Annotated in this window: 19 protein-coding genes and 4 pseudogenes; 20 read left to right on the top strand and 3 right to left on the bottom strand. The window is 32.5% G+C overall.

All coding sequences use genetic code 11. From position 1 onward, the window contains the following. Positions 1-28 precede the first annotated feature (28 nt). From JCM7501_RS10080 to JCM7501_RS10070, 3 genes and pseudogenes are all read left to right on the top strand, one after another. Positions 29-982: a ComEC/Rec2 family competence protein gene (locus JCM7501_RS10080; RefSeq protein WP_028992466.1), complete on the top strand. Its 954-nt coding sequence runs from the start codon at positions 29-31 to the stop codon at positions 980-982. An 86-nt stretch (positions 983-1,068) separates the two neighbouring features. Then, positions 1,069-2,314, top strand: a pseudogene (locus JCM7501_RS10075) (DUF1015 domain-containing protein). Positions 2,315-2,424: 110 nt separating this feature from the next. Further along, positions 2,425-3,867, top strand: coding sequence for a M1 family metallopeptidase (locus JCM7501_RS10070; protein ID WP_028992464.1), 1,443 nt, complete (start codon positions 2,425-2,427; stop codon positions 3,865-3,867). Here the strand turns inward: JCM7501_RS10070 and JCM7501_RS10065 are convergent. Together JCM7501_RS10065 and JCM7501_RS10060 are read right to left on the bottom strand one after the other, a co-directional pair. Then, entirely contained in the window at positions 3,864-4,847 is a 984-nt protein-coding gene (locus JCM7501_RS10065; RefSeq protein ID WP_012996208.1) for an ATP-binding protein, read from the bottom strand. The genes JCM7501_RS10070 and JCM7501_RS10065 overlap by 4 nt on opposite strands. Next, positions 4,840-5,814 carry a DnaD domain protein gene (locus JCM7501_RS10060; RefSeq protein WP_012996207.1) on the bottom strand — a complete coding sequence of 325 codons (975 nt, stop codon included), beginning with the start codon at positions 5,812-5,814 and terminating at the stop codon, positions 4,840-4,842. Before JCM7501_RS10060 ends, JCM7501_RS10065 begins: the two co-directional genes overlap by 8 nt. Positions 5,815-6,042: 228 nt before the next feature. Between JCM7501_RS10060 and JCM7501_RS15995 the strand changes: the two are divergent. The 12 genes and pseudogenes from JCM7501_RS15995 to rlmH all read left to right on the top strand — a co-directional run bounded on the left by JCM7501_RS15995 (position 6,043) and on the right by rlmH (position 16,937). Continuing rightward, positions 6,043-7,397 (top strand): annotated as a pseudogene (locus JCM7501_RS15995) (peptidoglycan DD-metalloendopeptidase family protein). Between the two features lie 458 nt (positions 7,398-7,855). Next, positions 7,856-8,662, top strand: coding sequence for a peptidase MA family metallohydrolase (locus tag JCM7501_RS10050; RefSeq protein WP_028992462.1), 807 nt, complete (start codon positions 7,856-7,858; stop codon positions 8,660-8,662). A gap of 61 nt (positions 8,663-8,723) precedes the next feature. Next, positions 8,724-9,419: a response regulator gene (locus JCM7501_RS10045; RefSeq protein ID WP_028992461.1), complete on the top strand. Its 696-nt coding sequence runs from the start codon at positions 8,724-8,726 to the stop codon at positions 9,417-9,419. After that, on the top strand, positions 9,403-11,109 hold the full coding sequence (locus JCM7501_RS10040) for an ATP-binding protein (RefSeq protein ID WP_013151014.1): 1,707 nt from the start codon (positions 9,403-9,405) through the stop codon (positions 11,107-11,109). Before JCM7501_RS10045 ends, JCM7501_RS10040 begins: the two co-directional genes overlap by 17 nt. Positions 11,110-11,196: 87 nt before the next feature. Further along, a complete protein-coding gene (locus JCM7501_RS10035; RefSeq protein ID WP_013151013.1) occupies positions 11,197-11,592 on the top strand; it encodes a hypothetical protein in 396 nt (131 codons plus the stop codon). A 12-nt stretch (positions 11,593-11,604) separates the two neighbouring features. Continuing rightward, entirely contained in the window at positions 11,605-12,087 is a 483-nt protein-coding gene (locus JCM7501_RS15125; RefSeq protein WP_256201383.1) for a two-component system activity regulator YycH, read from the top strand. Positions 12,088-12,169: 82 nt separating this feature from the next. Then, the gene (locus tag JCM7501_RS15120; RefSeq protein ID WP_256201382.1) at positions 12,170-12,895 is read left to right on the top strand and encodes a hypothetical protein; all 726 of its coding nucleotides are present in this window, start codon (positions 12,170-12,172) and stop codon (positions 12,893-12,895) included. Positions 12,896-12,898: 3 nt separating this feature from the next. Next, on the top strand, positions 12,899-13,729 hold the full coding sequence (locus JCM7501_RS10025) for a two-component system regulatory protein YycI (protein WP_028992460.1): 831 nt from the start codon (positions 12,899-12,901) through the stop codon (positions 13,727-13,729). A 124-nt stretch (positions 13,730-13,853) separates the two neighbouring features. Then, a complete protein-coding gene (locus JCM7501_RS10020; protein ID WP_028992459.1) occupies positions 13,854-15,107 on the top strand; it encodes a UDP-N-acetylglucosamine 1-carboxyvinyltransferase in 1,254 nt (417 codons plus the stop codon). Between the two features lie 65 nt (positions 15,108-15,172). Further along, positions 15,173-16,274, top strand: a pseudogene (locus tag JCM7501_RS10015) (S1C family serine protease). A gap of 10 nt (positions 16,275-16,284) precedes the next feature. Continuing rightward, complete coding sequence (locus JCM7501_RS12765) at positions 16,285-16,452, top strand: CxxH/CxxC protein (protein WP_012996198.1); 168 nt, start codon at positions 16,285-16,287, stop codon at positions 16,450-16,452. A 17-nt stretch (positions 16,453-16,469) separates the two neighbouring features. Further along, a complete protein-coding gene (gene rlmH / locus JCM7501_RS10010; RefSeq protein ID WP_013151008.1) occupies positions 16,470-16,937 on the top strand; it encodes a 23S rRNA (pseudouridine(1915)-N(3))-methyltransferase RlmH in 468 nt (155 codons plus the stop codon). Here the strand turns inward: rlmH and JCM7501_RS10005 are convergent. Further along, positions 16,928-17,329 carry a 23S rRNA (pseudouridine(1915)-N(3))-methyltransferase RlmH gene (locus JCM7501_RS10005; protein ID WP_013151007.1) on the bottom strand — a complete coding sequence of 134 codons (402 nt, stop codon included), beginning with the start codon at positions 17,327-17,329 and terminating at the stop codon, positions 16,928-16,930. The two genes, rlmH and JCM7501_RS10005, sit on opposite strands and share 10 nt — an antisense overlap. A 128-nt stretch (positions 17,330-17,457) precedes the next feature. On the opposite strand from JCM7501_RS10005, the gene tyrS reads away from it, so the two are divergent. The 5 genes and pseudogenes from tyrS (at position 17,458) to JCM7501_RS09980 (ending at position 21,705) form a co-directional block, all read left to right on the top strand. Further along, positions 17,458-18,678 (top strand): tyrosine--tRNA ligase, encoded by a 1,221-nt coding sequence (tyrS, locus tag JCM7501_RS10000; protein WP_013151006.1) that lies wholly within the window; start codon positions 17,458-17,460, stop codon positions 18,676-18,678. Positions 18,679-18,749: 71 nt separating this feature from the next. Beyond that, entirely contained in the window at positions 18,750-19,568 is an 819-nt protein-coding gene (locus JCM7501_RS09995; protein WP_038002160.1) for a 5'-methylthioadenosine/S-adenosylhomocysteine nucleosidase family protein, read from the top strand. Next, positions 19,540-20,535, top strand: coding sequence for an SPL family radical SAM protein (locus tag JCM7501_RS09990; RefSeq protein WP_028992456.1), 996 nt, complete (start codon positions 19,540-19,542; stop codon positions 20,533-20,535). Before JCM7501_RS09995 ends, JCM7501_RS09990 begins: the two co-directional genes overlap by 29 nt. A 213-nt stretch (positions 20,536-20,748) precedes the next feature. Next, a pseudogene (locus JCM7501_RS15990) lies at positions 20,749-21,332 on the top strand (glutaredoxin domain-containing protein). Between the two features lie 88 nt (positions 21,333-21,420). Continuing rightward, complete coding sequence (locus tag JCM7501_RS09980; protein WP_012996190.1) at positions 21,421-21,705, top strand: co-chaperone GroES; 285 nt, start codon at positions 21,421-21,423, stop codon at positions 21,703-21,705. The last annotated feature ends 86 nt before the right edge of the window (positions 21,706-21,791 follow it).

Below are 21,791 nucleotides of genomic sequence, written 5' to 3'. Positions count from 1 at the left end.
AAAACAAGTTGGAGGAGAGGCTCTAGCTATGTACAAAAAGAGATTACTGCTATCTTTTACATTGATATTATTTGCCTTTATATTAGTAGGTTGTACAATATTTGACAATGCGTCTATTCATGAGGCTTCACAGTTTTTACAGGAGGAGATAAAAAGTCAACAAAAGGTAGTTAAAGAAGCTGGAAAGGATATTTTAACAGTAAATTATATAGATGTTGGGCAAGGCGATAGCATGTTTATACAAACTCCATCAGGCAAAACGATGTTAATAGATGCAGGAACGCCTGAAATGGGTAGCAAAGTTGTAAATTACATAAAAAGCCGCAGAATCAATAAAATTGACATACTTATCGGAACCCACCCTCATAATGACCACATAGGAGGTATAGTGGAAGTTTTAAAAACTTTCAAAATAGGAAAGTTTTACATACCTAAAGTAACGACGACAACAAGGACATTTGAAGAAGTTCTAAAGGCAGCCAAATTGAAGGGACTGTCTATAAATGTTGCAAAAGCAGGAGTAGTAATTGACCTTGGAGATGGTGTAATTGCAAAAATGCTTGCGCCAAATAGTTCCCATTACGAGGACTTAAATAATTACAGTGCGGTAGTAAAAATTACGTATGGTAATACCTCTTTTTTATTTACAGGAGATGCTGGTGAACAATCTGAAAAGGAAATGCTAAGTGAAGGATATAATTTAAAAGCTGACGTATTAAAAATTGGACATCATGGCAGTTCTTCAGCTTCTACGTGGGCATTTTTAAAGGCAGTACATCCTAAATATGCTGTTATATCTTGCGGTAAATACAATGACTATGGTCATCCCCACAAAGAAACAATGAAAAAGCTTAGCTCATTAGGAATAATAGTATATAGGACAGATAAATGTGGGACTGTAATTGCAGTAAGTAATGGCAAAACTATAAATTTTAATGTAGAGCCGGGGGATTATTTGTCGGGAAGTGAGATTAAAAGATAATTTACTTTAATGCATTGCATTTATAAAGTGATATGATATAATAAAAGCATTGAAACCAGTTGAAATAAATTTTTAGGAGGATTATTATGGCTACAGTAAAACCATTTAAGCAATAAGGCCTGTACCGGGATTGGCAGATAAGATAGCGTCCTTACCTTATGACGTTGTAAATACGGAAGAAGCGAGGAATTTGGCGAAAGATAATCCTTATTCATTTCTTCATGTGGATAGAGCAGAAATAGATTTAGCTCCCTCTATAAATCCTTACAATGGAATAGTTTATGAAAAAGCGAGAGAAAATTTTGACAGAATGCTTAAAAAAGGGCTGTTAATAAAAGATAATGACGAGAACTATTACATCTATAGAGAAATAATGAATGGCAGGAGTCAAGTGGGATTGGTGGCGGCTGTTTCAATTGATGAGTATTTAGAAGGAATAATTAAAAAGCATGAGCTTACTCTGCCGGAGAAAGAACAGGATAGAATAAATCACATGGATTACTGTGATGCTCACACCAGTCCAGTTTTTTTAACGTACAAAGCCAATCAAGAGCTTAAAAAGTTGTTAAATAGCTGGATGGAGAGCAAAGAACCTATATATGATTTACATCAGAGGATGAAATAAGACATACAGTGTGGATTATAGATGACAAAACTTTAATAGATAAAATTACTTCTGTTTTTAAGGAAATAGGCTATCTTTACATTGCAGATGGACATCATCGGGCTGCTGCTTCTGTAAAAGTAGGCTTAAAGAGGCGAGAACAAAATCCTGATTATAAAGGAGATGAGGAGTTTAACTATTTTTTAGCAGTGCTAGTGCCCCATGATGAAGTTTTTATCATGCCATATAATAGGGTGGTAAAGGATTTAAACGGTTATTCCGAAAGTGAATTTATCGAAAAATTAAAAGAGAAATTTGAAATAGAGAAATGTAATGAAGGCCAGCCTTTCAATCCTTCGCAAAAGCACACTTTTGGCATGTATCTATCAGGAAATTGGTACAAACTTACTGCCAAAGAAGGTACTTTTAACCCATCGGATCCGATAGAAAGCTTAGATGTGTCCATCTTACAAAAGAATCTGTTAGATCCTATTTTAGGGATAAAAGATCCGAGAACTGATAAAAGGATTGATTTTGTAGGAGGAATTAGAGGCTTAGAAGAATTAGAAAGAAGAGTTAACGAAGACATGAAAGTGGCTTTTTCTATGCACCCGACAACAGTTGAAGACTTAATTGCTGTTGCCGATGCGGGAATGATAATGCCTCCTAAGTCTACCTGGTTTGAACCTAAACTAAGAAGTGGATTATTTATTCATGAATTGAGCTAAAAGCACCTTTTCGTTTTTGAAGGTGCTTTTTATTTTTTAAGTGAAAAAGTTCTATTATTTAAAGATCTGTACTAATATATATTGAAGGATAATTTAAGGGAGCTGGTTATATGAAAATAAAACAAAAAACACTACTAGGTTTAGTTATAATTGTAATTATCGGCTTAGTGTTTTATCTTTTGCCTGAGGAGACTCGACTTACGTCTTACACAATTGAAGCAAAATATGATGACCAAAATAAAATAATTTATGCTACTCAAACAGTTAAATATATAAATACTAATGATATTCCTTTAAAAGAAATATACTTTCATTTATATCCAAATGCTTTCAAGACACAAGAGAATTTGCCTTTTACGAAGGAAGAGCTCCCTTTTGCATATCCTAATGGTTTTAAGCCAGGATTTATAGAGATTGAAAAAGTTACTTTTGACAAAGACATTCCAGCTACTTACGAATTAGAAGAACCTAATGAGGAAATTTTAAAAATAAAATTACCTAAAGAATTAAAAAAAGGAGAAACAATACAAATCAATATGACCTACAAAGTACAAATTCCACCTTGCAGAAGTAGATTTGGCTATGGGAGCAATACTGTACAGGTAGGAAATTGGTATCCTATACTCTCTGTATATGATAAAAATGGCTGGAATAATGACCCCTACTATATTTTTGGAGATCCTTTTTATAGTAATATAGCAAATTACAAAGTAAAATTGTCAGTACCTAAAAACATGATAGTTGCCTCCACTGGAGAAATGAAAGAAGAGAAAAACTATGGAGATTCCAAAGAATTAATTATTGAAGCAAAAAGAGTAAGGGATTTTGCTATGGTTTTAAGCAAAAAATTTAAAATATCAGAGAAGCATGTAGATGGCATAAAAGTTAGATCCTATTATTTTACGGAAGAATATGGAAATAAGGCTCTTAAATTTGCTGTAGATGCAATCAAGTTTTACAATGATTATATTGGCAAGTATCCTTATAAACAATATTCTGTTGTGCAGACTGATTTTTACATGGGAGGCATGGAATATCCTAATCTTGTAATGATATCAAAGGATTTGTATACAAAAGCTAATTTGTTTCATTTAGAATATGTAATTGCTCATGAAACTGCTCATCAGTGGTGGTATGGTGTTGTGGGAAATAATCAAATAAAGGAGTCTTGGCTGGATGAAGGATTGACAGAGTATACTACAATTATGTATATAGAAAGGTATTACGGTAAGGCAACAGCTGATGAGGTTTATAGACTTGTTGTAGAGGGAGAATTCAATAAATTTCTAAACACCAATTCAGATGTTTCCTTTGCTAAGACTTTGGCAGATTTTAAAGAGTGGAAGGAGTACACTAATATAGCTTATAATAAAGGAGCAATGGTTTTTTATAATCTGAGGAATCTGATAGGTGACGAAGAATTCAAAAAGGTTCTTCAGAGTTATTACGAAAAATACAAATATAAAATTGCCACTACGCAAGATTTAATTGACGTAGTGGACAATATTACAGGCAAAGATACAGGTGGATTTTTCCAAGAATGGTTTTATTAAATTATCATTTTCCGTTTTAGTCTTATATCCTCGCCGTAAAAATTAAGCAATTTAAAATGGCCGAAAATTCGCGAATAAATTCTTTCGGGATAAATTGCCATTATTTCTGATAAAGGTAAATTTGTGGAGATAATAAATTTTTTGCCAAGCAATAGTCTTGCATTTAAAATATTAAAAAATTCTTGCAAACTAAAAGCAGTTATGGACTCTGTTCCCAAATCGTCGATTATAAGGAGGTCACATTCTTTTAACAATTCCAAATAATCATTGTAACTGTTGCCATCAGCATTAAGCTTATTTATTCTCAAGCCCTCAATTAAATCTGGAGCTGTGCGATATATCACACTTTTACCTCTATCTAATAATTCCTTTGCTATACAATTAGCGAGGAAGGTTTTACCAAGCCCTGAATCGCCGTAGAAAAAAAGACTTTCAGCGGTAGTGTCAAAATTTTTTATAAAGTTGAGTGAAAACTCTACAATATTTTTCATGTTGCTTCTTGGAGAAGGCTTATCACCGAAGGGTTTGTCTGAATAATATTCAAAACTGAAATTGGAGAAATTTTCTTTTTTGAGTATTTCGGCTATACTTGATTGCTTATAGTAGATATTTATAAGTTTTTGGTCAAAGCATTTACATCTCTTTCCATTTACATATCCTGTGTCTTTGCATACGTTGCATTCGTATTTAGGTTCTAGATAGTCTTCAGGATATCCATTAGATTCCAGTAGATTAGCTTTTTTCTTTTTTAAATTATTTAACTTCTCTTTTAAAAGATTTAAAAGGTCTCTTCCCTTTTCAGGTTCTTTAAAAATTGATTGAGTTATTTCGATTCCCACCTTCTTAATCTCTTCTTCAATTTTTTCAAGTTCAGGAATTTCCTTGTAAAGCTTGTTTTTACGATTGAGGGCATCTTTTAAAGCCCTATCTCTTTTCATTTCATATTCTTTAAGGATTTCATAAATGATATTTTCATTCATTAAATTCACTCCTTGAATGGGCTAAAAGCTTTTTCTCTAAATCTTCTATGTCGTAGCTTCTCTGAGAGTAGCTGTTAAAATAGTTTTTCGGAGCTTTGAAACCTGAGGTAACAGGGGTTTTCTTTTTTGTAGAGGACTTTTTATTTTCTAAATCTTCCACTGTTCGTATTCCTTCATTAAACCAGTTGATTAGTATTTTGTTTATATAAGGGAAACTAGGTTCATTCAATTTAAGGGTACATTCATTGCAGGCTTTTATTATCACATCTACATCAAAACCTAAATCCTCCATCCAGCGGTCCATCATCTCTTTGTGAGATTCCATTATTTCATCCTCTTTAAGGCCCAAAGCATTTAAAATTCTTCTATAATTTTGCCATTTTTTGTTTTCTGCTTTTAAGTATTCTTCTACATCCAGTGCAGTCTTAAGACCTGCATCATACCAAGCTATTGCTACCTTTTCCATATATCTTAAAGAAGTTTTGTTTTTAGAAGCGCAATAACTCACTAACATTGTTATTATTTCCAAGGAAAAACCGTATTCATCTATCCAACTTAAATATGTTTCCATTTCTGTTGGGGTTAAAGGTCTTCCTAAGGTCATTTCGATTGCTTCAAACATTTGTTTTACTTGAGGGTCTTGCAAAGACAGAGTGTGGTTTGAGGTTGACTGCGGAATAACTGGGAGATATTCAACTGTGTATTCCCCGTCTATGTATTTTAATTTAATTAAACCAGATTTTTCCCAGTACTTCAAAGCTTTGTCAATTTCTATATCTGACATAAATAATTTATCTGCTAAAGTTTTCAAAGGTATTTCATTGCCATAATAGCAATATTTTAATCCTAAGATATATACTTTGACATATTCACCTGGGGCATCTAGCATGAAATGATTTATAAAATAATTGCTCACAGGAGTACTTCCCCAATCGTCATTTTCGTTTAAAAGTCTAAAAATGCTCATCCTCCCCACCTCGAATATATTATAACACAGCGAAATAGCCTCTTCAATTGAAAAGAATTTAACTTAATTATCGGAATATTTGAGTGTATTTTTAAAATAAATATATATAGGAATATTACCTTAAAATATAACATATAATATGAAAGATGCTAGAAAATCAATTAAAATTTGTTTTCACAAAAAAGTATGGTATAATTAAAAAGGATTTACAAAAGAAAGGAGAATACTATGGGGAAGGCGAGGGATAAAAGCTATAAGTTTTTTCTTGTTTTATTAAAGACTTACAAGGACAATCTTATAGCTTTTGTTGTAGCACTAGCCATAGGGCTATCTTTTATTGCATATGAAGAAGGTTTTGCCTACAAGATAATAGTAGATGGTGAAACTATTGGAATTACCAAGAATATAAATGAGGTAAAAAATTTTATAGAAGAATTGCATAAAAGAGAAAGGCAGAAGACAGGAACGGATATAGTTTTAAACCAACAAATAAAATTTGAAAGGGTAAGAGTAGGTAAAAAAGATCTGACAGATTTACATAAAATTTATGCTAATTTGGAAAATGCTATGAGTTTTAGTTATAAAGCTGCTGTCATAATAGTGGATGGCAAATTTGTGACTGCGTTAAAAAATGAAAAAGAAGCAAATAAGGTTCTTGAAATGTTAAAGAATAAATACGCAAAAGATTCTGATAGAACGTATTTTAAAGAGGATGTCAAAATTGAAGAAAAGTACATACCTCCAAAATATTTAGCAAGCCGAGAAGAGGCGTTAAAAATATTGCAACAACCTGTAAAAAAAGCTGTTACATACACTGTAAAAGAAAACGATAGTTTGTGGTCTATTGCAAGAGACATGATATGTACATTGATGATATTTTAAAATTAAATCCTGGACTTACAGAAAATTTAAAACCAGGACAGGTAATATATTTATCCCCTGCTGTACCTAATGTTACGGTTGTTACTGAAAAGAGAATAGTTTACAAAGAGGAAATACCTTTTGAGACAAAATATACTCAAGATGACAAACTGTATGCTAATCAGTCTAAAGTGTTGGTAGAAGGTAAAAAAGGCTTAAAAGAGGTAACTGCTGTTGTTGTAAGTTACAATGGCATTGAGGTTTCTAAAAAAATAGAGAGTGAAAATGTCCTTAAAAATCCTGTTAACAAAATAGTTGCAGTAGGTTCGAAAAGAATATCTTATATTGCTACAGGGTTCTTTAATTATCCTGCGAGAGGTACTATCACTTCAAGATTTGGACAAAGATGGGGGAGACTTCACACAGGAGTTGATATAGCGGCACCACAAGGTTCTCCTATTTATGCTGCAGATGGAGGTACTGTTATATTTTCAGGTTGGGAAAGTGGCTATGGATATTTAGTGAAAATTGACCATCACAATGGTTATGTTACTTATTATGGACATGCTAGTAAACTCCTTGTTAAAAAAGGCGATAAAGTGGCGAAAGGACAAAAAATTGCTTTGGTAGGCTCTACTGGTCATGCGACAGGACCCCATGTGCACTTTGAAGTGAGAAAAAATGGGGTTCCAGTTAATCCTTTGCCCTATTTAAATAGATGAAATTATGACAAGCCTATACAGGGCTTCAGACTGATGACAAACTTTCATAAAGTAGATATTTTACATAAGTTGCGACTTGTGACAAAGTGCTAACAAAGCTTAGCAAGACTGAGGATGGAGGCGGGGCCGAAGCCAAGGAGGACGGAGGCGGGCACCTAAGACAGGACGTCGAATGTGCCCGGTACCCCGCAGTAATCCGAAAGTCGCGCTTTAGCTTTGTCGCTTTGGAACTTCGGAGCAACGATGTAAAATATCTACTTTAAATAATTTTTTAACTTTGTCAATAAACGAAGCCTATACAGGGCTTTTTATTTTTGTGGGGTTGCTACAAGTATTTATGAATGTTATAATACAGTTGTAATTATATTTGTCAAAAAGACCTGTATTGCTTCATACATATAAATGCATTTACATATAAATTACATACAGGGTTTTGATTGTGTGTGAGGTGATACAGGTTGAAAAAGAAAATTATTGTTTTTTCTATTGCACTTATTTTATTAATTTCTCTTTATTATGCTAACAAAATTATGGTGGTTTCTTATCCTTATGTAAGAGAAATAAAAGAGGACAATTTAACAGATAATGTAAAAGATTACAAAACAGCACAAAGTGAACACTTTATTGTACGATATACACCGCCAGATGAAAAATACGTTCCTCTTGTTTTAAAAATTGCAGAAAAACATTATGACAGTGTTACCAAAGATTTAGGTCACAAACCAGTTGGTAAAATTGTCATTATAATGTACCATGACGCTGAGAAAATGAACAGGGACTTTTCACTTGCAAAAGGGGACACTGCTATGGGGATTTATTTAAATGGAATTATAAGCATAGCATCCCCCGAGCTGTGGATTAGTCCTACAAAAGACCTGGAAAAAGTTTTTGAGCATGAGGGGCCAATTGTACACGAATTTGCTCATCTTATTGTAGATGACGTTGCAAAAGGCAATTACCCTGTGTGGTTTACAGAAGGTATAGCTCTTCTGGAAGAATATCGAGAAAACGGTTTTGTCTGGGGTGAATATATAACAACTGATAAGCCATATTCTCTTAAAGAGTTGACTTATAATTTTAACCAATTAGACGAAACATTAGCTTATAAAAGGTCTTTTGAAATAGTAAAAGCCATAACTGACAAATATGGGATGCAAAGCATAAGAGAGATTTTAAAATATTTGGGGGAAGGATTAAATTTAAGTGAGAGCTTTTACAAAGTCACGGGGCAAAATTTAGAGAAATTTGTGGATTCAGTGAAATAAAGCAAGAAGAGCAATGTTCTTCTTGCTTTAACCTTATGAAAAGGATAAGGGGGGAACAAAAATGACTCATAGAATACTTATAGTTGATGATGAAAAGCCAATAGTTGAGATAATCAAATACAACCTGGAAAAAGAAGGATACATAACGTATGAGGCTTATGATGGAGAAGAGGCTTTAAAAATAGCAAAAGAACAAAATCCAGATTTAATAATACTTGATGTGATGTTGCCTAAATTAGATGGTTTTTCAGTTCTAAGAACTTTAAGGCAATCAATGACCATACCTATTTTGATGCTAACGGCCAAAGAGGAAGAAGTAGACAAAGTGCTGGGGTTGGAGTTGGGAGCCGATGATTACATAACAAAACCTTTTTCTATAAGAGAACTTATAGCAAGAGTAAAGGCTAATTTAAGGAGAATTAGTTTAAACGGAAATGAGTCTGGTAATGTCCTTTGCGTAAAAAATTTAAAAATTGATATATCAAAGTATAAAGTAGAAAAAGACAATAAAGAAGTGGAACTCACCTCTAGAGAATTTGAACTTTTAAAATTTCTCGTTTTAAACAAAGGACTTATTTTTTCTCGTGAAATGCTATTGGAAAAAGTATGGGGTTATGAATATCTGGGTGATATTAGAACTGTAGATGTCACCATAAGAAGACTGAGAGAAAAAATAGAAGATGACCCCAGTAACCCCAAGCTTATTCACACAAAAAGAGGGGTTGGTTACTATTTTAGCGATGAAAGGCAGATTTAAAAGTATCCAATGGAAAATAATTCTCATATATAGTTTGTTAATACTTGTAGCAATGGAAATCATATGGGTATATCTCTATAAATCTCTTGAAAATTACCATATGAATAATTTTGACAATTACCTTGAAGCGCAAGTACGCGGTATTTCTTTTACCCTTAAAGACAACATGGATGCAAAAAGTTTAAAGAATATAATAAATATGTACATGGGTCCTAATTCAAATGTAAAGTATGTGTATATTTTAGACAATGAAGGAAATATTTTGGCCAGTTCAACGGGAGACAAAGGAAAGATGGTGACTCCCGCTATTGTTAAAGCCTTGTCAGGGCAAATCGGAAGTGAAGTTACTGATGACTATAATTCTAGTGGAAAAATAAAAAGTTTTGCCATGCCAGTTTACAATAGTGATGGTAAAATAAATGGTGTTGTGTATATAAGCGGTTCTTTAAGTGGAATATATCAGACTTTAGCTGATGTCAATTTGATTCTTTTAAGTGCTACTCTTTTTGCTGTTGCAATTACTATGGTACTTGGGTATATTTTGTCCAAAACTATAACAGACCCAATAAAAGAAGTAACAAAATATGCACAAAAAATGGCAGATGGCGATTTTGATGTGAGGATAAGGATAAAATCTAATGATGAAATAGGAAAGTTAGGTGAAATGTTTAATTTTTTGTCTTTACGGTTAAAGCAGACTTTAAATGGCATTCAAGGAGAAAAAAACAAAATAGAAGCTATCATACGCTTTATGACAGATGGTGTTGTTGCAACGGATGCCAAAGGTAGAATAATACACTTTAATGAGGCTGCTGAAAAAATGTTAAATGCAAATTTGGAATTAGGGATGCCAATAGAGGGAATACTAAATTTAAAAAAAGAAGATGTAGTTGCGACAATGAATTGTGGAAACAAGGTTTTAACAGTTAACATAGCTCCGCTAAAAGGCAATCAACAAATAGAAGGATATGTATATGTGCTTCACGATATCACGGAGCAACATAAATTGGACACCATGAGGAAAGAGTTTGTGGCAAATGTCTCCCATGAGCTTAGAACTCCTATTGCTACTATAAAAAGCTATGTTGAGACTCTTCTTTACAGCGATGTAGATGCTGAGTATTCTAAAAAGTTTCTAAAAATAATAGATTCAGAAACTGACAGAATGACACGCCTAGTAAAAGATTTACTTCTTTTATCTAAAATGGATTCTGAAGATAACAACCTCAAATTTGAGCAAAAAAATTTAAATGACATAGTGGTGGAGGCAATAAACAGGCTTTCTATTGAAGCTCAAAAGAAAAATCAAAAACTCATCGTAGACCTTCAAGAAACGCCGAGATATGTATATATTGACAGAGATAAAATGGAACAAGTTATAGTTAACTTGGTAACTAATGCTATAAAGTATACTCCAGAAAACGGGATGATAAAAATAATGACGGAATACGATGAAAGTTTTGCAAGTTTAATTGTGGAGGACAATGGCATAGGAATTCCTAAAGAAGACCTGCCTCGAATTTTTGAAAGATTTTATAGAGTAGATAAGGCTAGATCCAGAGAGCTTGGAGGTACAGGATTAGGACTTTCTATTGTAAAACAGATTGTGGAACTTCACAAAGGAGAGGTAAACATAGAAAGCGAAGTGGGAAAAGGCACCATAGTCAGGGTTAAACTACCATACCAGTAAATTCGTAATAATAGTTTAATATTACTGTAACAATACTGTAATAATAGTAGGGTATAATGAAAACATAAAAGAGAAGGAGGGATATCCTTGAAAAAAATAATTGTTCTATTTGTAGCAGTGGTTATGTTTATGACCCTTTTTATGTCATATGGTTATGCAAAAGACCTAATAACAGTTAAAACAGATATAGATGATGTAAAAACGGATAATAAATATTTTATAATTTCTGGAAGTGGACAACCTAATACTGTCGTAGAGCTTATTTTAAACGACAATTTAAGCCATAAATGGGTTATAGATGACACGATGCTTTTTGCAAAATTATTAACTTTAAGCTATGGAGATAATTACATTGTCATAAAAGCTTATAAAGGAGACCAGCTCCAAATATTGAAAGGGCATGTGATACTCACAAAAAAGGACGGGGTTTTAAGAATAACAATAACTGCTATTGAAGACATAATAAAATCCCTTTTAAGATAGAGGGCTTGAGTGATGAAGGAAAAAGTTAAATCACTGCTATTGTTTTTTCTTGTTGTAACGAGTATGTATTTAACTTACAAATTATGGATATCCTTTCTTCAAAATGAATTTTTATTCATTGACAAAAAGTCCACAAATACAAAAGTGGACATTTTTCGTATAATTAGACCAGAATACACTTTTGTTAGTATTCAAGGTAAAGTATATTTGGTGTCAAATGCGGATTTTTCTTTTTCTTTATGGGAAAAAACAGTAGATTTTATTAATTCAACTAAAGAAGAGAAAATAAGTGAATCCGATGATAATAGCTGGGAATATGCACAAAAAGATACATTTATACGATTTTTACTAGGAAAAAATATAAATGCTGACTTATTAAAAGATAATTTTAGTAACAGAGATAGCTGGTTTAGAAAAATAAATAGCAGTATATATGTAAGAGAAATTGTTGTTAATATAGAAAAAAATCAAATTTTTTTTAAGAGATGCGGCTAATAAAAAATTTTACAGCTTAAATTATTCAAAAATGGGAGATTTAAAAAACATTCTAAAGACTTTGCCTAAAGAGGATGTCACTGTGTGTGAATCTGTTTATGAAGAAGGCAAGGATTATTTTGAAAAAAATGTGTATATACCCTCACTTACCTTTTCTATTAATAAAATATCCAATAAAATGACAAGTTTTAAAGCTGACCACCACTTTTTAAAGAAGTTTTTTACAAATATTTCTATTGTAAGAAAAATTACCGAAAATGACGGCTGTACTGTTTATACCGACGGTTTAAGAAGTTTACGACTATATCAAAATGGATTTATGGAGTTTTACAATACCATTTCTGAAGCGTCTTCAACTGATAAAATTTTTGCATTGAATAAGTCTATTGCTTTTTTAGAGGAAATAGGGATAAAAGCGGACAATATTTATCTGGTGGATTTCAAGCAAGAAAAAGGGGAGTATACTTTTTATTTTAATTATATATTTGATTATCCTCTTCGAATTTTCCAAAAAGAAATGTCGAATTTTCCTATTGAAATAAATATTTCAAATGGCAATATCCAATATGCGCGAGTTTTGTATTTAGATTTGACAAGTAATGGAAACTATTTAATTTCCCATACAAAATTGAAACAATCCCTTTTAATGAGTTTAAAAAACATAAACTGGCAACAGACAATTTCTGATTTAAAAATAGGTTATTTATATTATGAAGGACAATTTATCCCTGTTTGGATAGGAGAGGGTAAGGATAAAGAGTTTTTTATAAACATATTTAATGGGAAGTTGATTTACAATGGGGTATAGATTATGAACTGGTCTAAAGCAAAAACAGTGATGATAATCACTTTTGCGATTTTGAATGTTCTTTTATATCTAACTATTGCTAAAATGAATAAGCCAGAACCTCATCTTTTATCTGAAAGTGATTTGCATTCTTTAAAGAAGGTTTTGTCACAAAATAACATAATTTTGGAAACTACAATTCCACAAAAGAAAGAGCCAATGCCTCTTATTAAAGTAACGAGAGAAATATTTGATGAAGATTTTGTTTTAGAGAATTTTATTAAAGGGCAAGAATATGGAAAGTACAAAGAAAATAAATATACAATTTTTAAATTTGGAAATAAGATTATCAAAGTAGACGGCATCAGTTTTTATTATTTTGAAGAAAGTGATAAATTTAAAGATATGTCTTCTTCTCAAAAGGAAGAGTATATACAGGATTTTATAAATAGTTATCAACTTAAAGAAATAGATGGCCAAGTTAAAAAAATTACTCAAGGGAAGAAGGTGGAGGTAAACTATTTTCAAACCTATAAGGATTACTTTATAGATGGTGGTTGGATGGAAGGGAAAATAGGTGAGAAAAGTTTTGAATTTTCAAAATCATGGTTTGATTCTGTTGAAATGGAAAGGGTTAAAAAAGATGTGATAGATGCGGCTTATGCGCTTTTAAAACTTGTGGAGATTAAGACGGATACAAAACCTATGGTGATAAAGGAAATAAAATTAGGCTATTATTTTAATTGGAGTAATGCCACAAAAGGAGAAGCGGTCCCTGTTTGGAGAATAACTACAGAAGAAGGGGATAAGTATTACGTAAACGCTTATACAGGAAATTTTGAAGAAGGCAAATAATTCCGCCTTCTTCTTTTTCTTTTTCTTCTTTAAATACTTGTAAAATATATTAAATTGTATTAAAGTATATATTGTGAGATATGTGTCTTTTTAATTTAATTTGACTTGAAGGGAAGATTAAAAAATGGAAAAATTCGTAATCAGAGGAGGAAAACCTCTTACAGGAAGTGTACAGATAAGTGGTGCCAAAAATTCTGCTGTTGCAATTCTTCCCGCAGCGCTATTGGCTGATACTCCGAGTGTGATAGATAATTTACCTGATATAAATGATATAAAATTGTTAACACAGATGATACGTCATCTAGGAGGAAAAGTAGAGGAGAAAAAACACGAAATAATGATTGACCCAACAGGCTTAAATTCCTTTTACCCTCCTCGAGATTTAGCGAGCAAAATGAGGGCATCGTATTATCTTGTTGGAGCACTTTTAAGCAAGTTTAATGAAGCAGTAATTGCGATGCCGGGCGGGTGTAATATTGGTGTCAGGCCTATTGACCAGCATATCAAGGGTTTTGAAGCTTTAGGAGCAAAAACTACTATAGAAGGTGGACTTATAAGGATTAAAGCAGACAAGTTAGTAGGTAATCATATATATTTTGATGTAGTAAGCGTGGGTGCTACTATAAATTTGATGTTGGCATCGGTTAAAGCTGAGGGAGTAACAATATTAGAAAACTGTGCAAAAGAGCCCCATGTAGTTGATGTAGCAAACTTTTTAAATGCAATGGGAGCAAATATCAAGGGCGCTGGTACAGATACTATCAAGATAACAGGGGTAGACAGACTTCACGGATGTCACTATACCATTATTCCTGACCAAATAGAAGCAGGAACTTACATGGTGGCAGCTGCTGCGACAAAAGGTGATGTGTATATAAAAGGAGTAATTCCAAATCACTTAGAGGCAATTATTGCAAAACTGACAGAAATGGGAGTTATTGTTGAAGAACATGACGATGTGGTAAGAATAAAAAGAGAAGGGCCTTTGAAGCATGTTGATATAAGGACTTTACCTTATCCTGGTTTTCCAACAGATATGCAACAGCCTTTTGCGGTGCTTTTGGCTTTGGCTGAAGGCATAAGTGTCATTACTGAAAATATCTATGAAAATAGATTTAAATATTTAAATGAATTAGAGAAAATGGGAGCAAAAGTAAGGATAGAAGGAAGGAATGCAATATTTGAAGGTGTAGAGAAATTGACAGGTGCACCTCTTTATGCGACAGACTTAAGAGGAGGTGCGGCAATGGTTATAGCAGGGCTTGCTGCAGAAGGTACGACAGAGGTTATGGAGGTTTATCATATAGATAGAGGTTATGAAGCAATGGAAGTAAAGCTTCAACAATTAGGTGCTGATATAGTAAGGGTAAAGGAATAAAAAGCTATAAAATTTTGAGTATAATGCGCTGCATAATATCTCATCCTATTTAATGAGGTGATATTATGCAGCGTCAATTAAAGAGTTTTTTTGCTGTTGCAATTATAACTGCTTTGGTTAGCTCTTTAGTATTTGTATATATTGCACCAAAATATTTATGGGGTAAAGTTATCCCTATACCTTATCCTCCTTCTTCAGGAATGAAAACAGAAATAGTGATACCAACAAAAGAATCTCCTACAATAGCGGAAATAGTGGCAAAAAAAGACACTCCTGCTGTTGTGGGGATTACTACTGTAGAATTTCGAAGAGAATTTTATTTTATAGAAAAAGCTGTAGAAGGTGTAGGTTCTGGTTTTATTGTTGATCCAAATGGCTATATTATAACAAACAATCATGTAGCTAATGAAAAATCCAAAAATATAAAGGTATATTTAAGCAATGGCAGTATACTTCCAGGTAAAGTTTTATGGAGTGACTCTGTTTTAGACCTTTCTATTTTGAAAATTGATGCAAAAGACCTGCCAGTTATACTTAGGGGATTCTGACAAGATATCGGTAGGGCAAACTGCAATAGCAATTGGAAATCCTTTAGGACTTAGATTTCAAAGGACGGTTACTTCGGGAATAATAAGTGCTTTAAATAGGAGCCTTCCTATTACTGAGGGTGGAAAACCGCGAATTATGGAAGACCTTATACAGACAGATGCTTCTATAAATCCAGGAAATAGCGGAGGACCTTTAGTGGATTCTCGAGGCTATGCAATTGGAATAAATACTGCAAAGGTGACAACCGCTGAAGGATTGGGCTTTGCTATACCTATAAATATTGTAAAGCCTATACTTAAGAAAGTGATAGAAACTGGTACATTTAAAGCACCTTATGTTGGCATAGTTGCCTATGATAAAGAGATTGCCAGTTACATTTCCACAGATGTCTACATATATGAGGGCATATATGTGGCAGATATTGACCCTACAGGTCCTGCTTATAAAGCTGGTATTAGGAAAGGCTATATTATTTTGCAGGTAGATGGAAAACCTGTAAATACTATGACAAGTTTAAAATGTATTATTTATGAAAAAAATCCAGGAGACAAAATAAAAGTCAAGTACAAAACCGTAACAGGGAAGACAGGATATACTACTATAACTCTCGGAGAATAGGAGAGGTTTTATGTTTGTTGTGTGTGAAAAGCATTTAGAGGATGCTATTGAAGAATTTGTTGAAGTGTATGAGCAGCCACCAGATATCTATAAATTAGATGAAGTTTCTTTTACTGATTGGCTGGTACCTCATAAATGCGATTTTTGTGATGAGCTACCTAAATATCTTGTAGTTTAAAAATGAGGGGCTTAATAATGAAGATATATATAATAGCTGTTGGGAAAATAAAGCAGAACTATATAAATGATGGGATAGATTTTTATTTAAAAAAATTGCGTCCTTATTGTGAAATAGAAATTAAAGAAATAGAAGAAGAAAAAGTTCCTCAAAATTTAAATGAAAAAGAAAAAGAGGAGATTTTGCGCAAAGAAGGTGAAAGAATTCTTTCTAAAATAAAAAAGGGAAGCTTTGTTGTTTCTCTTGCTATAGAAGGAAAAGAAGTGGATTCATATGAGTTTTCCAAGTTTTTAAAGGCTACTTTTCAATCTGGTTATAGAGAAATGACTTTTGTAATAGGGAGCTCGCTAGGATTGTGGGAAAATATAAAAAAGCAATCTCACGCAAATCTTTCTTTTTCTAAGATGACTTTTCCTCACCAATTGATGAGACTCATACTTTTAGAGCAAATTTATCTAGCTTTAAGTAAAGAAAATTACTTATGATAAGGTTCATTGTTTAAAATTTTATATGCCCTATATAACTGTTCAAAGAAAATAGTGGAAGTCAAACCTAAACTCATTTTCATGCTACTTATGCTTAGGGTATCACTACAATGAATTTTTTCATTTCCTATGATTATTAATATATCTGTTATTCCAGTAAGTTCAAACTCTTTTATTTTTTCTGCTAATTCCTCTGAAGACAAAGATTTACCTTTGGGTGATATTTTTATCTTGTAATATTTATTCATTTTTTGAAAAGGTATTTTTTGAAGATTTTTGTAGCTTGAAAAAGTGATATTGCAAAATTTACTTAGCCTCTTTTGATATTCTTTTATTGCATCAGAATAGAACTTTTCTACCTTATTACCTATAGCATAGACTTTGTAATTCATATTATCACATCTTTCATTTTGTTGATAATCAATATTATAAAGTGATAAAATTATATTGTCAAAAATATTTGAAAAATACGCTTTTCATTTGATAAAATATACAAAAATAAGATGATGGAGGTATTATCGTGTCTGTACTTGATGTTTTGCAAGAAAGAGGATATATTCAGCAAATGACTCATGAAAATGAAATAAAAGAGCTTTTAGAAAAGGAAAAAGTCACATTTTACATAGGTTTTGACCCTACTGCAGACAGTTTGCATGTAGGACATTTTCTTCAAATTATGGTAATGTCCCACATGCAAAAAGCAGGCCACAGGCCTATTGTGTTAATAGGCGGCGGAACTGCTATGGTGGGAGACCCAAGTGGTAGGACTGATATGAGGAAAATGCTTACTAAAGAGGAAATAAACAGAAATGCTGAGGCTTTTAAAAAGCAAATGCAAAGGCTTATTGATTTTTCTGATGGGAAAGCCATTATAGCCAATAACGCTGATTGGCTTTTAAACTTAAATTATATTGAATTTTTGCGAGACATAGGGGTTCACTTCTCAGTAAATAGAATGCTTACTGCAGAATGCTTTAAGTCCCGATTAGAAAGAGGTCTCTCCTTTTTAGAATTTAACTACATGCTGATGCAGGCTTATGATTTTCTCGAATTAAACAGAAGATACAATTGTGTAATGCAGATGGGGGGAGACGATCAATGGTCTAATATTATTGCTGGAATAGAGCTTATACGAAAAAAAGAAGGTAAACAGGCTTATGGCATGACATTTACTTTGCTTACTACCAGCGAAGGTAAGAAAATGGGCAAAACAGAAAAAGGAGCGGTATGGCTTGACCCGAATAAGACTTCGCCTTATGAGTTTTATCAATACTGGAGAAACATAGCTGATGCGGATGTGGAAAAGGCTCTGGCACTTCTAACTTTCTTGCCTATGGATGAAGTGAGAAGATTAGGGGCACTAAAGGATAAAGAAATAAATGAGGCGAAAAAAATACTAGCATATGAGGTTACAAAACTCGTACACGGTGAGGAGGAGGCGCAAAAATCACAAAAGGCGGCAGAGGCTTTATTTGAAGGTGGTGGCGATTTAAACAATGTACCTTCTGTTACAGTGCCTTCTGATGTTTTAGGCAAAAAAGTTTTAGATGTGCTTTTTGAGGCAAAAATAATACCCTCAAAGAGCGAAGGAAGAAGACTTATTCAACAAGGCGGATTGTATATAAACAATGAAAAAGTTGAAAGTATTGATGAATATATAAAAGATGATATGATAAAAGATAATAGCATTTTAATAAGAAAGGGCAAAAAAGAGTATCACAGGCTTGTCATTAAAGAATAAAGGGGGAGCTTTTTGTGTCAAGAGAATTTCTCTTGGCACAAATTTTATATGTTCTTGAAAGAGGTGCTAAGATGGTCTTTATCGCAACTGCTTTATATATTGAGGCAAAACCTCTAATTGAATATTTTGGCTTAAAAAAAGATGTAGAAAATCGATATTTTCAAGTTTTTAAAAATGAAGAAATAACGTTGGTAGTAACAGGAGTGGGCAAAGTAAATAGCAGTATAGCTGTTTCTCATGCGGCAACTCGATATTTGTGTGATCCACAAAGCTTTATAATAAACCTTGGTGTATGTGGTTCGAAAGATATTGATGAAAAAATAGGGAATATATACCTTATTAGCAAAATTATAGACAATGAAACTCATAAAAATTATATACCTGATATTTTGATAGACCATCCTTTTGATGAAAGTGATATAGAAACTTTTAATTATGTAGTGAAAGATAAAGGATTGATGACAGCAAGACTTTGTGATATGGAAGCCAGCGGTTTTTATCAAGCAGCTTCTAAATTTTTTGAAACCCACAGAATTTACATTTTAAAAATTGTCTCTGATAGTACAGATTTCGAGGGTGTTTCTAAAGATAAAATTTATAAGCTAATAAAAAACAAAGTAAAGGAATTGGATGAATTTATTAAAATATTAAAAAATAGTTTTAAGACTAGCGAAATATTTTCCTTTTATGAAAGAGAAATTATAAATTTTCTTTCACAAAAGCTAAAACTTACAGTAAGTCAAAGGCAAATTTTTCATAAGGCTTGCCTACATTATAAGATTAGAAAAGGCAAAAACATAGATTTTTTAAAAGACTTTTATGATGTACAGGTAAATAATAAAGAAGAGAGGAAGAGGGCCTTTGAAAAAATTCTCTCACATTTACGTTGAGAAGGAGATACTTCACAGTCCTATAACGCAAAATATTCTACAGAAATTTCCTAAAAGTAAAGTAGTGCTTATTGACAGATATAGTGAAGTATTTAATAGACCTAATCAAAACTACCTTATACAAAAAGAAAGGCAAAATCTTATACTGGCTAAAAAAAAATATGATTTTATATATAAAGGTTCCAAACTTTGTGAAGACTTTGGAAATACCAATTTTTATCATACATCAAATATATTCAATTGTGTATATGATTGTGACTATTGCTATTTACAAGGTATGTACCCTTCGGGACATCTTGTTATTTTTGTGAATATTGAGGACTATTTTAAAGAAATAGATAAACTTACACAAAACCAAAAGGTCTATTTAAGCATATCTTATGAAACAGATATACTTGCTTTAGAATATCTTACAGGATATACCAAAAGATGGATTGAATATGCAAAGGGAAATAAAAATCTCGTAATAGAGATACGAACAAAAAGTACCAATTTTTCTTCTGTGAAATCTATCGACATACCTTCTAATGTAATTTTCGCATGGACGTTGTTACCACAGCCTGTTATAAAAAAATACGAAAGGTTTACACCTTCTTTAGATAAAAGAGTGAAAAATTTAAAGAGTGCCATATCAAAGGGCTTAAAAGTTAGGATTTCTATTGAACCTGTGATGTATATAGAAAATTTTGAAGATGTCTATTCTGATTTTTTAAGAGAACTCTTTTTAGAGATTCCCAAAGAGGGTATAAGAGATGTCAACATTGGAGCTTTTAGAATGGTGAAAGAGCAAGCTAAAAAAATAGAAAGATTAAAAGAATATTCTCCGGTATTTTGCTATGAGACAGTTGTAAAAGATGGAATATTTACCTATAAAGAGGCAGAATATTTTGAGGAATTCGTTTATAGAGAAGTAATAAAATATATTGAAAAAGAAAAAGTATATGTTTTAGATAAACTCTCTTATTAGGGGAGTTTTTATCTTTTATTCTAATTGAGAGAGGTTATTACTCTTTTTAAAAAAGAAAGATTATTAAAAGCATCTTGATTTTTAAAATAAATTTCCTTATAATATAAATTGCTAACCAATACTTCTGGGGGGTAGTAGTAAGATAAAGAGAAATAATTTGATTGATAATAAAATCTCGAATTGGATATCATAAATATTTAAAGAGGTGATTTGATGCTGGAATTTATAAAGGATGCAAAGCATTTCGAAGAAATAAAGAATAAAGAAGAGCTTTTTATGCTAATGTTTTATTCTAATTCTTCACAAAAAAGTCTTGAGGCTTTAGAAGTTATAAAAAAATTCAGTGAAGACAATCCAAAAGTTCCTGTTTATGTGGTAAATGCTTCTGAAATAAGAGATATTCATCCACAATATGGCATCAAAGTTGTGCCTCAGTGATACTTTTCAAGGATAAAGAGCCATGGCAGTTTGTATTTGGACTTCAAAACAAAGAATATTATGAAAAACTTTTGATCGTTGCTCCCTCAAAAGTTTCTGATGGAAAAGGGCAAAAGGTTCACAGGGTCACTGTTTACACTACTCCTTCTTGTCCATGGTGTAATGCTACAAAGGCATATTTAAGACAACATAATATACCTTTCAGAGAAATAGATGTGAGCAAAAATCCGAGTGCAGCAGCAGAATTGGTAAGGCGGAGTGGTCAAAGAGGTGTGCCACAGACGGATATTGATGGTACAATTGTAGTAGGGTTTGATAAAGCTAAGCTAAATCAATTGCTGGGAATCACTGACCAATAAGTTTTCTTGTACCTTGTCATATAAGTGAAGTATAATAAGTAATGTAATAACGAGCGGTAAAAAATAATAAAAGAAAGGGGAAGAAACTATGACGAAAATACAACCGATAAATGGTCATGCACTTATTAAATTAGAAAAAGAGCCTGAGGAGAAAAAGATAGGCGGAGTGATAATTCCCAAAACTGCTGAAGAAAAATTAAATCAAGGAATAATTGAAGCTCTTGCAGCAGGCGCGTCTGATGAGCTTGCTGTGGGGGATAGGGTTATATATAAAGAGTTTTCGGGTACTAAGATAAAACACGAGGGAGAGGAATATCTCATAATTCCAGTAGATGACATATTGGCTAAGTTTGTGGAAGTTGACGAGATATAAGAAGTCGGGGAAGTTGAAGTCCCGACTTCTTATATTTTTTATAAATAATTATTGACATATGTTTATTAAATGAAAATAATTATGAA

This window comes from Thermoanaerobacter thermocopriae JCM 7501, assembly GCF_001310975.1.
GTDB classification, from domain to species: domain Bacteria; phylum Bacillota; class Thermoanaerobacteria; order Thermoanaerobacterales; family Thermoanaerobacteraceae; genus Thermoanaerobacter; species Thermoanaerobacter thermocopriae.
Note: the sequence above shows the minus strand (reverse complement) of the source record. Positions and strands in the feature narration are given on the sequence as shown.

Coding starts and splice junctions, on each gene's coding strand:
- JCM7501_RS12765 (WP_012996198.1), top strand. CDS start 16,285: ATGTTTGTTGTGTGTGAAAAGCATTTAGAGGATGCTATTGAAGAATTT.
- JCM7501_RS10045 (WP_028992461.1), top strand. CDS start 8,724: ATGACTCATAGAATACTTATAGTTGATGATGAAAAGCCAATAGTTGAG.
- JCM7501_RS10080 (WP_028992466.1), top strand. CDS start 29: ATGTACAAAAAGAGATTACTGCTATCTTTTACATTGATATTATTTGCC.
- JCM7501_RS10040 (WP_013151014.1), top strand. CDS start 9,403: ATGAAAGGCAGATTTAAAAGTATCCAATGGAAAATAATTCTCATATAT.
- JCM7501_RS10060 (WP_012996207.1), bottom strand. CDS start 5,814: ATGAGCATTTTTAGACTTTTAAACGAAAATGACGATTGGGGAAGTACT.
- JCM7501_RS09995 (WP_038002160.1), top strand. CDS start 18,750: ATGGTCTTTATCGCAACTGCTTTATATATTGAGGCAAAACCTCTAATT.
- JCM7501_RS10065 (WP_012996208.1), bottom strand. CDS start 4,847: ATGAATGAAAATATCATTTATGAAATCCTTAAAGAATATGAAATGAAA.
- JCM7501_RS10070 (WP_028992464.1), top strand. CDS start 2,425: ATGAAAATAAAACAAAAAACACTACTAGGTTTAGTTATAATTGTAATT.
- JCM7501_RS15125 (WP_256201383.1), top strand. CDS start 11,605: ATGAAGGAAAAAGTTAAATCACTGCTATTGTTTTTTCTTGTTGTAACG.
- JCM7501_RS09980 (WP_012996190.1), top strand. CDS start 21,421: ATGACGAAAATACAACCGATAAATGGTCATGCACTTATTAAATTAGAA.
- JCM7501_RS10020 (WP_028992459.1), top strand. CDS start 13,854: ATGGAAAAATTCGTAATCAGAGGAGGAAAACCTCTTACAGGAAGTGTA.
- JCM7501_RS10025 (WP_028992460.1), top strand. CDS start 12,899: ATGAACTGGTCTAAAGCAAAAACAGTGATGATAATCACTTTTGCGATT.
- JCM7501_RS10005 (WP_013151007.1), bottom strand. CDS start 17,329: ATGAATTACAAAGTCTATGCTATAGGTAATAAGGTAGAAAAGTTCTAT.
- rlmH (WP_013151008.1), top strand. CDS start 16,470: ATGAAGATATATATAATAGCTGTTGGGAAAATAAAGCAGAACTATATA.